The organism is Methanolobus tindarius DSM 2278 (assembly GCF_000504205.1).
Taxonomy (GTDB): Archaea; Halobacteriota; Methanosarcinia; order Methanosarcinales; family Methanosarcinaceae; genus Methanolobus; species Methanolobus tindarius.
On the sequence record NZ_AZAJ01000001.1, the window covers coordinates 1307027 to 1322068 of the forward strand.

Sequence of the window (15042 nt, forward strand, 5' to 3'; positions counted from 1 at the left end):
TTCCAAAAAACTTTTCTTCATTCCCCATCATCCACAAACATTTGCGCCACAAGACCCAGATGATCCTCGTGGAAAGGGTCAAGCTCCTTTCTTTCCAGCACCTCAAACTCAATGTCAAAGCCGCTTTCAAGTTTGCGGACTTCTTCCTTGAATATCTTTTTCGGGCTGGCTACTGTGTCGATGCTCCTTGACTTGATGGAAAGCATCAGGTGGCCGTGTTCTTCTAAGAAGTATTTTGAATTGATGGCTGCGATCTCAGCCTGGTTGGGCTGGGCAACATCCTGAAAAATGACATCCACTTTTTCCACTATGTGAGCATAGGATTGGGGTTTGTTGGCATCTGCAAGAATTGGAATAATGTTCGGACGCTGGTCACATAGCTGAATAAGGTCACGCATGGTTCGTGGGGAGAATTCTACTGCGTAGACAAGTCCGTCTGTTAGTATGTCGGAAACGTGACTTACTGTTGTCCCTGAAGCTGCACCGAGATAGAGAACTGTAGAATCAGCTTCAATAGGAATATCGAAATTCTTGAGCAACATGGCTCCGAGCTTGCTCCTGCTTGGGTCCCACTGACGGAATTCTGTGTCGTCTTCTGTGATGAGGCGCTCACCGTAGACACTCATGCCTGGAATCATATTCTTTGTTGCAAGCATCTTCCTGTCATCGATATCCAGTTCATAGATTCCGCTGGATAATTCTCTTACCGGCATCAGTTATTACCTCCTGACTTTTTGTTCTTCTTTCGCCCTCTGCTCCTGCGTTTACCACCTTTAACTTGTGGTTTTGCTTCCGGCTTCCTCTCAGGAGGATTCGGGTTAGTCTGCCTTATGTGCTCCAGTTTCTTATCAAGAGCTTCCTTGATAGTTGAGTCAAGCTCACCTGAATAAAAGTCAGTCCTTGCAGCAAGGCTTATTTTAGCTGCAAGTGCCCTTGCAAGTTTTCCTCTCTGCCACCAGGGCGCATTCTTAATAACAGGATTGTTAAAGATAATTCCGTGTTTTGGAGAAGGTGCCCGGGAACGAAGATGCTTGAAAAGCGCCCTGTTCGCACCAATCACCTGAACCGTGCTGGATGGGAAAGCTGCCAGTTTCTCAAGGCTTCCTGCCATACTCATTAAGCGGGCACCAAGTGAAGCACCTGCAATCTCGCAAAGGTTCGGTGCCACTGAACCCATGCTCGTATTAATATAATTCTCAATATACCTGCGTGTATCATACAGGCTGCAGATGTTATTTGCAAAAGTCCTCAGAAGCTCCTCATCTGCAAACAGGAGTTCAGCACCCATTGATTGTGATGCCTTCTCTGACATTTCATGGTCCTCAGGAACATTTATCCTTGAACCGTAAGTGGAAACAAAGTTTGCAAGCTCCTCACCTGTCATTTCAAGTTCCGGGAAATACCTTCCGTACCACTCAAACAGGCGCTCGCTCAACTCATTTACATTCTTATCTATATCATCCAGCGCTTCAACTGCCTGGATAATTCTTGAATCATCAGTGTCAGTTTGAGAAATCTGGCTCTTTGCGGCCCTTATACAAACCTCACGAAGAAGAATATCATAATCCTCATCAAGTTCAACAAAGCCACATTCCAGTGCAGCATCTCTTAAATCTGCCCTCTGTAACGGGACAGACTGTGGATTGTCCTTTGAACTTTCCTGCAACTGTACAACAATTTCTGCCAGCTTTTCAGGGTCCTTATCAAAAAGGTCGCAGTCCTCAATCTCACCATCTGCATCAAGTTTGAGTTTGCCGAACCATACATTGAATTCCGTAGCTACCAGTTCAAACCCTCCTTATCTCTGCGCCACTGTTGTTCGCTCTGGTTACCAGAACCTTGCCACCTATTGTCCTGTCAAGAAGTTCCTGCACATCTTCCTGCAGGTATGCAGCATCTTCAGGATTTTCAACAATCCCATAAACAGCAGGTCCGAATGAGCTCATACCTGCACCGTAGGCACCATTGTCCTGCATAAGTGTCATAACCTCTTTCACAACCTGATGCTGTAAAGCTACTTCGCGTTGTTTAAAACCAAGACCCTGTATATGGTTTATGCAATAACCAAATGCTTCAATATCCTGCTCCATTATTGCAGGCATCATTTTCATAAGAATAATGTGGGAGAGTTCCTGAACCTCACTAAGAGGAATCGGACACTCTTTCTGGAAGATATTAACCTCTTTGGCAGCGTACGCTCCTGTGGTATCAGGAAGTGCAAGCACTATGCTCCAGTCAGGAAAATCATGTCTGAAAAGCACTGGAGCCGGGTCTGCCCTGCTTGCAGAAGATGGAGAAAATGAACCTTTGTCACTGAACCTGTGCCCACCATCAACTATGAAACCGCCCATTTCAAATGATGCGACACCAATGCCGGAAGTCCCACCGCGTCCTACAGCAATTGCAAGTTCCCTTACGCTTTTGCCGAGACCATATATCTCATTTACAGCTGCAGCAGCGGAAAGTGCTGCCTGGGTGCCGGAGCCAAAACCAACGTGTGCCAGCATATCCTCCTCTATTTTAAGGCTGATACCCTCGCCTTCAGGAATTACCTGTTTTACGGCACCTATAATCCTTTCAGCAAGAAAAGAATCACCCACCACTTCAATAGTATCTGATTTCTCCGCAGATATAATAACATGTGGAGATTCTATCGAAATTCCTGCACCTCCATCCACTCTTCCAAGTTGCGCATTAAGATCAATAAGAGTCAGATGAAGTCTTGATGGGGACTTAATAGTAATCATGTCATGGATTATCAGTGACACATACTATTAAAGATTAACACTTGATTTTCTGTAATATTTTTTAATAAAAAAGCTCCATGAAAACCTCAGCACACTCATATTAAGTATAAACTTCAAAATTACAGGAATAAAGCGATATAATCTAATACGGAGTTTCCCCGACATATCAAATTCAATCCTGCTGTCCACAAAGTCCGGTACAAGATTTATTTTCAGGTTCTCAAAATGACATTCAAGATAAGATACCAATGCATGAGAGTAACCACATGCAACGCCAGTATATGAAGGATCAGGGAATCCATAAAATGCATTTACTCTGGCATCAGGAATTTTTATAGCAAATATTATTCCCTTGAGAAGCCTGAAAACCGGGACTCTCAGTTGTCTGGAAGTCTGTATCATCTCGGAATAGGTCATATCCAATGACCTTTTCTTTTTTCCTTTCACTTTTTTCTCGCGATCAGATTTCTGAAAATGATCTTTTATCTTTTCTGTGACATACTTTTCCGCATCCTTGAATTCTTCCGGAAAATCATCATCTGAATGCTCATCATTAATTTTATCATCCTGCTCGGGACTTACCTGTCTGGAAAATAATAACCAGTGAACAATAACAGTATGTTCAACTGAAACGCCTGAACCTTTCACATCAAAAACAACATCTATTGCGGCAAGCAGAACTAAGAGAATTAAAAATGCAATAAGAAGCAGTATCAACGCTAAAATTGATAGCATATCTGCTCCTGTGTATGCCTATCAGCAAAAAAGAAAGAATCAGTCATCGGAAGGCTCTACTGAACCCTCACAAGGTTCGCCGCCTTCACAACTTTCATCTTTCTTTGACTTCTTCATTGACTTAACTTTCTCAATAAGCCCCGGAACGGATTCAAGTATCTTTCCAAAATCTGTCTGTCCAGACAGGGTCATGAGTTTTGTGCCTTCCGCAGAAATTACGATGAATGCAACAGGCTCAATCTTCGCACCGGCACCTCCGCCGCCGCCAAAGCCTTCTTCCTCACCCATTTTCTTGCCTTCGCCACCGCCGGTTCCAAATCCAAATGAAACTTTGGTGACAGGAATAATGGTTGTCTCACCTACGACCATAGCTTCCCCAACTACAGTCTTTGTACTCACAAGTCTTTCAAGTTCGCCGGATACTTCTTTCATCAGATCTTCTAATGCCATATTTTAACCCCTTTAAGAATAATGGAATCTTATTGCTAATATTATTTCCTACTGGAAAAAGTGTCTTTAAAATATATAGAAGTAGTCCCCATAAAATATGGAGAAACTATATACTGGAAATCCAGCAATTTTCAAAAAATGCAACGTTTATTTTTCAGAATTATCCTGGAAGAAATTCATCAGTGAATACTTGACTTTTTCGGGGTCAACATCAATGAATTCATCTCTTTCATCATCAGGGAACATCTCAAACACAGAGAATTTCCCAAACTTCTTCGGTGCTTCGGTTGTGAACCTGCCGTCAAGAAGAATTCTTACACCATAATCAACCGGAGAGCGCACAACTCTTCCCATTGCCTGACGAATCTTACGGATTGTTGGTACCTGAACTGCAAACTCCCAGCCAGCACCATAACCAAAAGTATGATCATAGGCAGATTCTACCGCGTTCATCCTGTCATTCAGTGCCGGATAACCTACACCAACTATAATTACAGTTCTTCCCCTGCCATCACGGTAATCGATCCCCTCACTGAGGGTTCCCCAGATATAAGATACAAGAACCGCTTTTCCACCAGATTCTCCCATCCTGAAGAAATCTTCCCTGATTTCCTGGGATGACACACCCACCTCATCAAGAAAAACAGAAACATTCAGACGTTTCTCCAGCTTATTGTAGTACCTTCTGGCTTCGAATGAACTCTGGAAGAAGATGATCACATTACCTTCTGTCTGCTCGATAGAATCAAAGAGAACTTCCTCAAGTGCCTGTAGGGTCTGCGGATCATCTCTTGTCTTTGCAAACAAAGGTGGCACTGAAACTGATAATGTGAGCCTTTTTTCTTCTGGGAACGATGTTCCGTAGGACAATTCACATGTAGGCCTTGCAATTCCAAGAGTGGATTTTACCATATCAAACGGACGTAATGTTGCTGACATCAGAACCGCTGAGAAGACCGAATCAAACAATGGTTCGGTTACATTCTTAGGGATACAGGTAAAAAGTTCGATACGGCCGTAGATCTCATCATTAAGATCACGCCTGACATTCAAAACCGGATAATAGTTCAGGTTATTTGATAGTACAAGATATGACGAAAGGAAATCTGCCGCGTATCTTATGTGAGAGCGTTTCAGGACGCCTGTAAGTCCTTTTTTGTACTGTTCACGGTAGTTCTCATCAAGCATAGCTCCAAAAGCACTTGCTTCTGAAAGGGTTGCCTGAATTGCAGCTTCGTCGCCAAAACCTGCTTCCAGTGCTTGCTTCAGGAATTTGCCTCTAACCATATCATTTCGTTCATAAGGGTCACTGATGCGCATGTCATACCAGTGTCTTCCAACACGCTCACGTTCTCCGAATTTGAAACGGTTGTTGTAGATATCCTGCATAACACTGGTCAGCATCTTTAGCAGATTGTGAATTCCACCATCCGGCATAATATCGAGATTTGCCTCGATTTCTGAGATTGCTTTTTCCAGTGTGTGCTCTGTAATTGTAATGGATGAATGAGATCTTGCTGCAGATTCGATGTTGTGTGCTTCGTCAAAGATAACAATAACATCCTGTGGCTCTTTCTCAAGCCAGTTCAGAACGGTCATGAAAATATCGGAATTGAGCACATGATGGAAGTTACATATCAGAAGATCTGCATGTTTCAGTTCACGTTTGAGGAGTTCATAGCCACACATGCCCTTCTGGAAAGCATAATCATTGACCTCTTCAGGTGTGCGTACATCTGAGAATAACCATTGCCTGAAAGCTTCACCATCATAACGCAGAACCTCATAAAGTTCATTGCAGGAGCGCTTACGAAGCTCTTTTGATTTTTCCTCTGCAACATCAAGTTCTTTAGAAAGAGCATCACGTAGTGCTATGAGGGCAGGATCCTTTGATTTTTTATAATTCTCATACGCAGACTTCATTTCCTGTTTCTTAAGAGCAAGTTCCCTTTCGGTTTCCAGGAGTTCAAATGTGTTTTCACGTTTGAGCCTGCATTCCTCGTAATCAGTCTCATTGGGACACATTGTGGATTTGCCTTTTAAAACTGCAACTTTCACATCGTTTGTCTGTTTTATTTCACTTGCTTCGTTTATGAACTGAACCATTTGCTGATGAACGTTTGTTGCAATTATTACCGTCTTCTGAAGTTGTTTCCCTACATTAAGTGCAGGTGCAAGTGCACTGAGTGTCTTGCCTGTACCACATGCTCCTTCAAAAAGTATGATCTCCTTATTAATGAGAGAAGCATGGATCTTATCCATTGCGTCCTGCTGGTTCGGGTAGCAGGTTTCCTTTGGGAAATATTTCATGTATCCGGTTTTGCCGCTCATCGCAGTACCTATGAGCTCACATTACTTAAACGGTTTTGATAAGGAATTATCATTCTGCCAGAGTTACCTGACATTCTGATTCGGCAATTAAACGTTGAGTCTGAATATCAAATATTTTGATGGTTATCATAGTATTCTCTTTCAAACCATAATTATTGGAAGTATTTGTAACCCCATTTATAGTAACATAAACAGTCGAGACGCTGGAAATTCCGTCCTGTCCATTGAGAATCAATTCTTCACCTGTTGACCACAAGCCATCCGAAAGGACCTGATTATTTGAAGAGTAATCAAAATCCTTGCCATCAAAATATAGATCATCATAACTGATAAAAATAGCACCAGTATGTAGAGTGCCATGTGGAACAACACCTTCATAGGCGCTTCCCATTCCATTGATTACAATCTTTGTAGAGTCAAGTGATAGTGGTTCTCCTCCCATATGTCTAACATAAATGAAATTCTCTTCATATTTCACATAATGTGGATATTTTGGAAGCCCACCTTCGATGTAAATTACATCAATATCTGCAACAGGAGTTGGCTTCATTGATGACAGCATTTCATCACTGTAAACCGCAGAGACTGTAATACCTGCGAGTACTATTGTTAAAAGTAGCATCAACACAACACCCAGGATAGGTGACATAGCACACTTATTGTCCAATAACACTAAATTTTTTCTATCCACATGTGGAAATTTAGTAACAACTATATAAATTAATCTTAATTAATCTAATATATTCAGTGTCAGTATACAAGAATCCGAATAATTAAATATATAGGAAAATTAGCATTCCAGGCTCATAAATAGAACATCAATAGAATAGCAGTATCCTCGTTTTCATATTAATAACGATAACTTTTTATCTCACTTCTGTTATGATAGAGTGTAGAGTTCAACTAATATGCACTCATATAATATACAAATGTGAGAGTATATTGTTATACAACTAAAGGAGCGTAAAACAAATGGTAGCAATTATTACTGTCGATGAATGCGTAGGATGCGGAACATGTATAGACGAGTGCCCAGCAGAGGCAATCACACTTAACGGTGACAACATTGCAATCGTAGATGCAGGCGAGTGCCTTGACTGCGGTGCATGTGTTGACGTCTGCCCAACAGACGCAATCGCAATGGAATAAGATCAAAGATCTATTCCACACTTTTTCTTTTCTATTCTTTTTTGCTCTGACTTTATTCTGCTTTCAGGCACTTATTTGATTAATACTGTGTTAGTTATATATAATTAAATAACTTAATTAGTATTATAATCTGACAGATGTGATAATATGTTAAAAAGCAGTACATTCAGAATAGTCATTATGGCATTACTTTTACTCAGTTGTACTGCCACTACCGCATATGCTTCAATGTTTGAACTGGAAATTGTACCGATATCCAAGATCAATGAGGATCCCACTGTTTATGACAGTACAATGGCTTATCGCAAGATAAGCGTCATAGGAAATCTTACTGAACTCAGTAAACAGTCTGCAACCATTGATGACAACACATCCAAGCCACTTAAGATTGATGTTACAAAAGTCGAACTTTTTGAAGGTTTCAATGTCAGTGAAGAAATAATGGTAACTGGAGAATACATTTATGACCCGCTGGGAGACAGCGTGCTAACTCCTACTTACGTCCTCCATTATCCCACACAAAACCTGGGTCTTGTCAATATAAGTGATGTTGTCACAGATACTGCTGCATTCAATGGAAAATACATGATCGTTGCAGGAAACCTCACAAGTGTAGAAATGAGTATGGGAAGATATACTCTGCTTGCAGAGGATGAAGAAGGAAATCGTCTGAAAGTGTTTTTCTATGGTTCAACTGAACTTCAGGTTGGTGACAGGGCCAAAATAACAGGACTTTACAATGGAAGAATACTTCACAGTGAGAGTATGGGACTGGATAAATCACCTTTGTCAATTTCAACACTGGTTCCGGGATTTTCATCCTTTATGGGTGCAATTGCCATATTGTCCATAGCGTTACTTTTAAAATCAAAGCAACGTAACGACTAGAGATCATTATGTTAATCATATTATCAGTCGGTGGATCAATACTGGCTAAAGAACTCAGCCCTGACAGTTTTAAGGGATATGCTGAAGCTCTTAAAGAGCTTGCCAAAGAGCATGAAATAGTAATCGTTACCGGAGGAGGTGCTTCTGCAAGAGATTACATCAACGTTGCACGAAGTACCGGTGCCAATGAAGTCGAATGTGACTATATAGGAATAGACATAACCCGCCTGAATGCAAAACTTCTCATCTCTGCACTTGGCGACGCTGCCTATCCTGAGCCACCAAAGGACTACAAGGAAGCACAGGAAAAACTTTCATCCGGCAAGATTCTTGTAATGGGCGGCGTTATCCCGGGACAGACTACTGATGCAGTGGCAGCAATCCTTACAGAATATCTTGGCGCAAACCTTCTTGTAATAGCAACAGCAGTTGATGGAGTATATTCCGCAGACCCACGAAAGGATCCTGATGCTGTAAAGTATGCGACAATGACAGCTAAAGAGCTTGTAAACACAGTGATGACCACTGAGATGAAAGCTGGCTCTAAATCGCCTGTAGACCCTCTTGCTGCAAAGATAATCGAACGCTGCAACATCGAGACAATTGTAATGGATGGCAGCAATCCGCAGGATGTGCTGAAGGTTATTCGCGATGAAAGTGGAAAGACTGATAAAAAAGCTGTCTATCTAGGCACGAGGATCATTAACTGATCCTTCTGTTTTAATTTGGATTTAAAAGTAGTTTAGTGGCTTTAATTGTAAGCCACGAGATATTCAATGGTTTCTTCCTTACAGGAAGTAACTTCTTTCAATTTATCAGTGGATTGCTTAAGAGTCTCAATGGTTTTCTCAAACTTTGCCATCTGCTCTTTTGCCTTGCGGACCTTTTCATTCTCTACTTCCAGTTTTTCCATGAGTGCTTTACGCTGTTCCTCAGGAATGTCTGCATTGTTTATCTGCTGCTGGTAATTTAAAGAGAGTTTTACGTACTTACGAAACATCTCATTCATGACATCAAGGTCATTTTCCAGTTCTTTAATTGTTTTTGCCATACGAGTTCACACTCCTTTAAGCTAACTTTGACTAAAGGTCCGTTTTTTGATTAACTCTACAGGCCCGATATGCCACAAGTTTACATCTAGAGGGTGCAGTTACTAATATATAAGAATATCTATTTTATACTATCTAATCATCATTATGAGGATGATATATATTCGAAGTTAAAAACAACATACAGCAACATTAAAAAAGACAAATATGAAAATAAATTGAACAAAAAAGAAGAAGAAATTACATTTCAGATAACTGGAAAGTTGTAACACCCGGATGTGCAGCCACCTTTGCCATGATCTCTTCCTTACATGAATCCGGAATACTATCAAAAGCCGTATCCCTCTCAAGGAAGTCTACAATAGGAACATTATCCGGAATCTCAACAACATCATAACCGTTTATCCTGAACATTGCTTCAAGAACATCGATCTTTTCATCTCTTTGTCCTTCGCCTACAAGCTCAATTGCCATGTTCTTGCTAAGTTTGTTATATTCCTCACAGTCCTGAAATACAGCAAGTCCTGCATCCATTGTGTCGGCTGCTGCAAAAATGTGCAGGAGACATGCGTTTCCCTCTTCAAACATGTCTCCAATTGCTTTCATGCCTTCGAGAAATCCCTTCTCAATAATCTCGTTTATGCTGTAACCCAAAGCAAGGGCTTCATTTGCTGCGTTTTCTGCGCCTTTCTCATCAAAATCCAGTATGGATCTTTTTGCTTCATCTATAATTTGTGTAATAGTTTTTTCCTGAGACAAATTATCATCCCTTTGATTGGATTAGCACATCATAAATTGCTTATTTTAGTGCAATTTAGTCACACTTGTGACAATTTTATCATCATATATAAAATCATCGAGTAATTAGCAGTAATCTATCACGAATTTACATAAAAAAATAAAAATATCACAAATAATTATAAAATACTGTTTTTCAACAAATAAAATATATCAGAAAGAATAATATTTTCAATCAAAGGTAGCTATTTGACAAAAAAAGGAAAGATAATGCATCCATAAAGGATGCAAATAAACGATTTATTTTCCAAGAACAATTCTTGCAATATCCTCACCAACATCTGATGTGCCTGCTGAACCACCCATATCGTATGTCTGGACCTTTGCTTCACTTATGTTGGTCTCAATTGCAGAAACAATAGTATCTGCAGCTTCCTTTTCACCCATCTGTTCGATGAGCATAGCTCCTGCCCAGATTGTTGCTATTGGGTTTACCTTGTTCTGTCCCTTGTACTTTGGTGCTGAACCGTGAATTGGCTCAAACATGCTTGTACCTTCAGGGTTGATGTTTCCTCCGGGAGCAAGTCCGAGACCGCCCTGAACCATTGCACCAAGGTCAGTGATAATGTCACCGAACATGTTTGGTGTTACAACAACATCGAACCATTCAGGGTTCTTGACAAACCACATGGTCATTGCATCAACATAGTTGAAATCTGTAGTTACATCAGGATGCTTTTCAGCAACTGCATTGAACTCCTCTCTCCAGAATCCGTATATATCTGAAAGGACGTTTGCCTTGTCAACTGATGATACGTGTTTCTTGCTCTTCTCAGCAAGGTCGAATGCATAGCTGATTACTCTCTGTGTTCCTTCCTTTGAGATCATACCAACCTGGTAACCGATCTCTTCGCTGTCAGTCTCAATGTCAAGACCGAACTTTGCGTTGTAAAGTGTTCTGTGAACCTCAAGCAAGTCCTTGCTAGTGCCTGACTTTGCACGTCCACCGATTCCTATATAGAAGTCTTCGGTGTTTTCCCTGACAACTGTAAAGTCAATGTCTGCAGGAGTCTTGTCCTTTATAGGACACCATACACCATCAAGAAGCTTGATTGGACGGAGATTGATGTACTGGTCGAAGTAGAACCTTGCAGCAAGAAGGATACCTTTTTCAAGCACTCCAGGTGCGATTCTGTCATCTCCGATTGAACCAAGGTAGATTCCTTTGTAACCTGAAAGTTCTTTCAGGGAATCTTCAGAAATAAGTTCTCCTGTTTCAAGATAGTGATCTGCTCCGTGTGGGAACTCTACCCAGTCAACATCAAAACCGAATTTCTCACCTGCAGCATCGATGACCTTACGTCCTTCTGCTATGATCTCAGGTCCGATACCGTCTCCTGGTATTACAGGTATTTTATACTGCGTCATAATAATCCCTAACCATTATTGCATTAAAAATTGTATTGATAGATAAAGTAGCCAGATCAGATGATCTGCCTTGTGTATTCAATAAGTCCGCCAGCATCCATTATACCCCTGACAAATTCAGGCAGAGGTGTTGCCTGGTACTGTTCACCTTTTGTCACGTTCTTGATTACCCCTGATGCGAAGTCAACATCAAGCTGGTCACCATCCTCTATCTTGTCAGTGTCAGGACACTCAAGGAGTGCTACACCGATGTTTATAGAGTTCCTGAAAAAGATACGTGCAAAGGACTTTGCGATTACACAGTTAATCTTTGTTCCTTTAAGTGCGATTGGTGCGTGTTCTCTTGATGAACCACATCCGAAATTATTACCGGCAACAATAATGTCACCTTCTTTTACCTCTTTTGGGAATTCAGGCCTCACACCTTCAAAAGCATGTGCTGCAAGCTCCTCAGGGGTATTCATAATAAGATACCTTCCTGGAATTACAGCATCAGTATCAACATCGTCTCCGAATTTCCAGACTCTTCCGCTCATATTTACACCTAATTAGTATTAATTGATAATTATCATTAATGAACTTGAAACTATACCATAGATAGCATCATACTAAATAATACTACTGGAAAAATCAATGCTTTTGAAAAAGTATATAGAGTAACTATTTACCACAAAAAAGAGAAAGAGAAATCATTAATAATAGCAAACCTAAGTAAAAGGCAATGGTCAGCAAAAAGGATGAACTCATACTATCCATACTGCAACAGGGAGCCAGAACACCAATATCTGAAATCGCAAAAGAAGTGGGTCTTAGCGAAAATGGTGTCAGGTACCGGCTCGAAAAACTGGAAGATGAAGGATACATCAAAAACTATACCGTATTATTAAATCCCAGAAAATTCGGAAAAGGGACTTTTGCCATCTTTAATCTGGAAATGGAACCAAAGAAGACAAAGGAAAGTATTAAAAAACTAATGGATATTGAAGAGTTTATCAAAATATACCAGACAACCGGACAATATTCCATCAAAGCCTTTGGCCTTTTTAACGATGAGGAGGAACTGACTAATTTTATAAACAACCGCCTTCTCTATGAAATTCCGGTACAGAATTACAGTGTAGAGATAATTACAAAAAATATTAAGGACAGCATATATCACATCTGAATAAGTTTCTTGTACCAGATGTTCATACTCTCAATTGAACCGGAAATATTGGTATTGTTCACAAGAGTTCCTGCGTATGAGTATGAACTGCGTGAGAAAACAATATTCATTCCATAAGATCTTGCTCTTGCTATTGTATACGCGGTTATAATTCCCATTTCACGCATCTTTGCATCCATCTTTTTCAATAGATAATAAGAATAACCCCTGCCACGGTATTCAGGTAATGTTGCAAAATCAGTCATCTCAACATTACTGTTTTCAATATCCATTTCACATGAAGCCAGGGCAACAATTTTTTCATCTTTCCTTATTCCAAAATATACAAGGTTCTCCTGCATTGTCTTTAGAAGATATTCAGGGTCATGTATAGGAAACGGATAACTTGGGAAGACCCTGTCATATATTCTTGCCATTTCCCGGACATCCTCTTCAGTGCAAACAAAACAATCTTCTTCACCTGAAAGTTTCACCTCTTTTGGAGTATTATGCTTGGAAAGAGCGGTACTGATAACTGATTCAACCACGTCAGGACTTTGCTCATTCTCACGTTCATCAGAAAGGAACTTGGCCATGAAGCTTGCACCTTCATCACCATTATACATACCAGGCACATAAGCTTCCTCAACATGGCCTGTTTCCTGAAAATAATCTTTTGCAGAAGAAGGAATTTTGGAGAAGATCTTTGAATAACCATTCTCCTCTGCCATTTCTTCTACCCTGGAGGGTATTTTGGAATAATCCTCTGGTGAAAGCTTCATCAAATATACACGGTCATTGAAAGGACCGTGCTGGATTATTGAATTGTTGATTTTAAGAACCTGGTCACTCGACATTCCTTCTCTCCATACGTTCAGTGTCTTCAGGTACAAGGCTCAATGCATCATCAAAGTCAGAAAGCAGTTTGGCAATTCCCACAGATCTGAATTCCTGGGCTTCGTCCAGTTTGAGCTGCAAAGCACAATCATCACATTTTCTGTCGCAATAAACTGCCTCATATGAATCCGGTTCTTTATAAGAGGTAATGACTCCCTCATAATTCCTGAGGATTACTTTGTTGGTTGACCAGGAAATCAGGTAATTTGGCATTACCGGAATTTTACCTCCTCCTCCCGGAGCATCAATTACATAGGAAGGAATGGCAAAGCCACTTGTATGGCCAATGAGATTTTCCATTATTTCGATACCTTTACCCACAGATGTCCTGAAGTGAGTCAGGCCTTCTGACAGGTCACACTGATACAGGTAATATGGACGGACACGATTTTCCACAAGCTTATGGAAGAGTTTTTTCAGTATCCTGTAACAATCGTTTACTCCTGCAAGCAGAACAGTCTGATTACCTAATGGAACACCTGCGTCTGCAAGCTTTCTGAGTGCCTGCTTAGAAGAAGCTGTAACTTCACGTGGATGATTGAAATGGGTATTTAGCCATACTGGGTGATGTTTCTTCAGGACTTCCACAAGATTATCAGTTACACGGTAAGGTAAAACCACCGGCATTCTGCTGCCTATTCTTATGACCTCAACATGAGGAATTGCACGTAATTCTGTAAGAATCCAGTCCAGATACTCATCAGAAAGCATCAAAGGATCCCCACCTGATAAAAGAACGTCTCTTACCTGAGGATTATTTGCTATGTACTCTATTCCCTGAAGAACTTCGTCTTTTTCCGGAATGGAATCTATATCGCCTACTTTTCTTTTTCTTGTACAGTGCCTGCAATACATGGAACATACATTGCTTATATGAAAAAGAACCCTGTCAGGATACCTGTGTGTTATTCCAGGCACAGGACTGTCGTGGTCTTCACTCAAAGGATCTGCCATTTCATCGCAGGCGACAATAAGTTCCTGCGGTGAAGGGAATGATTGCATGAAAATTGGGTCATTTCTGAAATCTTCTGCTTCTATGAGAGAAAGATAGTATGGTGTAATGGATAGTGGAAATTTTTCAAGTGTTTTTAGTAAAGCCTCCCTTTCTTCAGCCTCAAACTTGATATCAAGAAGTGTTTCAAATGTATCAATATCATTTACTGAATGTCTTAACTGCCACTTCCAGTCATTCCATTTTGCAAGAGGTTCTTCAGAGTCAATTCTATCTACTATATTTTGCTGCCTGCGTTTGTAAGATTGCATCAAATCACTTAATAATGTATGAATCTGCAGAAGAGAGTTGAAAACAGAACACACTGAACCGGATTTTTGGTTTGTGTTACACAAATAAATCCCAAAAATATTCAGCGCCGATCTTCTGCATGCGTATCAATTCTGATATGGAAACAAATAATCTTTTTAGATATTATATAATTTATTTGAGATATCAGATGAATATACCTTTTCTTTTTGCAGAATCCGCAGA

Annotated in this window: 17 protein-coding genes; 4 read left to right on the top strand and 13 right to left on the bottom strand. The window is 40.5% G+C overall.

The features are described 5' to 3' along the window. Positions 1-17 precede the first annotated feature (17 nt). The 7 genes from METTI_RS06400 to METTI_RS06430 form a co-directional block, all read right to left on the bottom strand. Complete coding sequence (locus tag METTI_RS06400; RefSeq protein WP_023845006.1) at positions 18-713, bottom strand: fibrillarin-like rRNA/tRNA 2'-O-methyltransferase; 696 nt, start codon at positions 711-713, stop codon at positions 18-20. Further along, positions 713-1666 carry an NOP5/NOP56 family protein gene (locus METTI_RS06405; protein WP_342665123.1) on the bottom strand — a complete coding sequence of 318 codons (954 nt, stop codon included), beginning with the start codon at positions 1664-1666 and terminating at the stop codon, positions 713-715. The genes METTI_RS06400 and METTI_RS06405 overlap by 1 nt, the downstream gene beginning before the upstream one ends. 121 nt (positions 1667-1787) lie before the next feature. Beyond that, complete coding sequence (locus tag METTI_RS06410) at positions 1788-2747, bottom strand: beta-ribofuranosylaminobenzene 5'-phosphate synthase (protein WP_023845008.1); 960 nt, start codon at positions 2745-2747, stop codon at positions 1788-1790. Positions 2748-2774: 27 nt separating this feature from the next. Further along, complete coding sequence (locus tag METTI_RS06415) at positions 2775-3482, bottom strand: DUF2953 domain-containing protein (protein ID WP_023845009.1); 708 nt, start codon at positions 3480-3482, stop codon at positions 2775-2777. Between the two features lie 39 nt (positions 3483-3521). Further along, positions 3522-3932 carry a GerW family sporulation protein gene (locus METTI_RS06420; RefSeq protein ID WP_023845010.1) on the bottom strand — a complete coding sequence of 137 codons (411 nt, stop codon included), beginning with the start codon at positions 3930-3932 and terminating at the stop codon, positions 3522-3524. A 147-nt stretch (positions 3933-4079) separates the two neighbouring features. Continuing rightward, the gene (locus METTI_RS06425; RefSeq protein WP_023845011.1) at positions 4080-6263 is read right to left on the bottom strand and encodes an ATP-dependent DNA helicase; all 2184 of its coding nucleotides are present in this window, start codon (positions 6261-6263) and stop codon (positions 4080-4082) included. 49 nt (positions 6264-6312) lie between these two features. After that, complete coding sequence (locus METTI_RS06430) at positions 6313-6912, bottom strand: type IV pilin N-terminal domain-containing protein (protein WP_084323989.1); 600 nt, start codon at positions 6910-6912, stop codon at positions 6313-6315. Positions 6913-7235: 323 nt separating this feature from the next. Between METTI_RS06430 and METTI_RS06435 the strand changes: the two genes are divergently transcribed. The 3 genes from METTI_RS06435 to pyrH all read left to right on the top strand — a co-directional run bounded on the left by METTI_RS06435 (position 7236) and on the right by pyrH (position 9010). Then, positions 7236-7412: a 4Fe-4S binding protein gene (locus tag METTI_RS06435; protein ID WP_023845013.1), complete on the top strand. Its 177-nt coding sequence runs from the start codon at positions 7236-7238 to the stop codon at positions 7410-7412. A gap of 180 nt (positions 7413-7592) precedes the next feature. Next, positions 7593-8300, top strand: coding sequence for a hypothetical protein (locus tag METTI_RS06440; RefSeq protein WP_156916259.1), 708 nt, complete (start codon positions 7593-7595; stop codon positions 8298-8300). An 8-nt stretch (positions 8301-8308) separates the two neighbouring features. Continuing rightward, positions 8309-9010: a UMP kinase gene (gene pyrH / locus METTI_RS06445; protein WP_023845015.1), complete on the top strand. Its 702-nt coding sequence runs from the start codon at positions 8309-8311 to the stop codon at positions 9008-9010. A 41-nt stretch (positions 9011-9051) separates the two neighbouring features. Here the strand turns inward: pyrH and METTI_RS06450 are convergent, their stop codons facing one another. The 4 genes from METTI_RS06450 to METTI_RS06465 all read right to left on the bottom strand — a co-directional run bounded on the left by METTI_RS06450 (position 9052) and on the right by METTI_RS06465 (position 12051). Next, complete coding sequence (locus METTI_RS06450) at positions 9052-9351, bottom strand: hypothetical protein (protein ID WP_048135237.1); 300 nt, start codon at positions 9349-9351, stop codon at positions 9052-9054. Between the two features lie 238 nt (positions 9352-9589). Then, a complete protein-coding gene (locus METTI_RS06455) occupies positions 9590-10108 on the bottom strand; it encodes a B12-binding domain-containing protein (protein ID WP_023845016.1) in 519 nt (172 codons plus the stop codon). 279 nt (positions 10109-10387) lie between these two features. Then, the gene (locus tag METTI_RS06460) at positions 10388-11515 is read right to left on the bottom strand and encodes an isocitrate/isopropylmalate dehydrogenase family protein (protein WP_023845017.1); all 1128 of its coding nucleotides are present in this window, start codon (positions 11513-11515) and stop codon (positions 10388-10390) included. 56 nt (positions 11516-11571) lie between these two features. Then, a complete protein-coding gene (locus METTI_RS06465) occupies positions 11572-12051 on the bottom strand; it encodes a 3-isopropylmalate dehydratase small subunit (protein ID WP_023845018.1) in 480 nt (159 codons plus the stop codon). 185 nt (positions 12052-12236) lie between these two features. Here METTI_RS06465 and METTI_RS06470 point away from each other — a divergent pair, with 185 nt between their 5' ends. Beyond that, positions 12237-12680 carry an Lrp/AsnC family transcriptional regulator gene (locus METTI_RS06470; RefSeq protein ID WP_023845019.1) on the top strand — a complete coding sequence of 148 codons (444 nt, stop codon included), beginning with the start codon at positions 12237-12239 and terminating at the stop codon, positions 12678-12680. On the opposite strand, the gene ablB is transcribed toward METTI_RS06470, so the two are convergent. Further along, the gene (gene ablB, locus METTI_RS06475) at positions 12671-13516 is read right to left on the bottom strand and encodes a putative beta-lysine N-acetyltransferase (RefSeq protein WP_023845020.1); all 846 of its coding nucleotides are present in this window, start codon (positions 13514-13516) and stop codon (positions 12671-12673) included. The two genes, METTI_RS06470 and ablB, sit on opposite strands and share 10 nt — an antisense overlap. Next, positions 13506-14819 (bottom strand): lysine 2,3-aminomutase, encoded by a 1314-nt coding sequence (gene kamA / locus METTI_RS06480; protein WP_023845021.1) that lies wholly within the window; start codon positions 14817-14819, stop codon positions 13506-13508. Before kamA ends, ablB begins: the two co-directional genes overlap by 11 nt. Positions 14820-15042 lie beyond the last annotated feature (223 nt).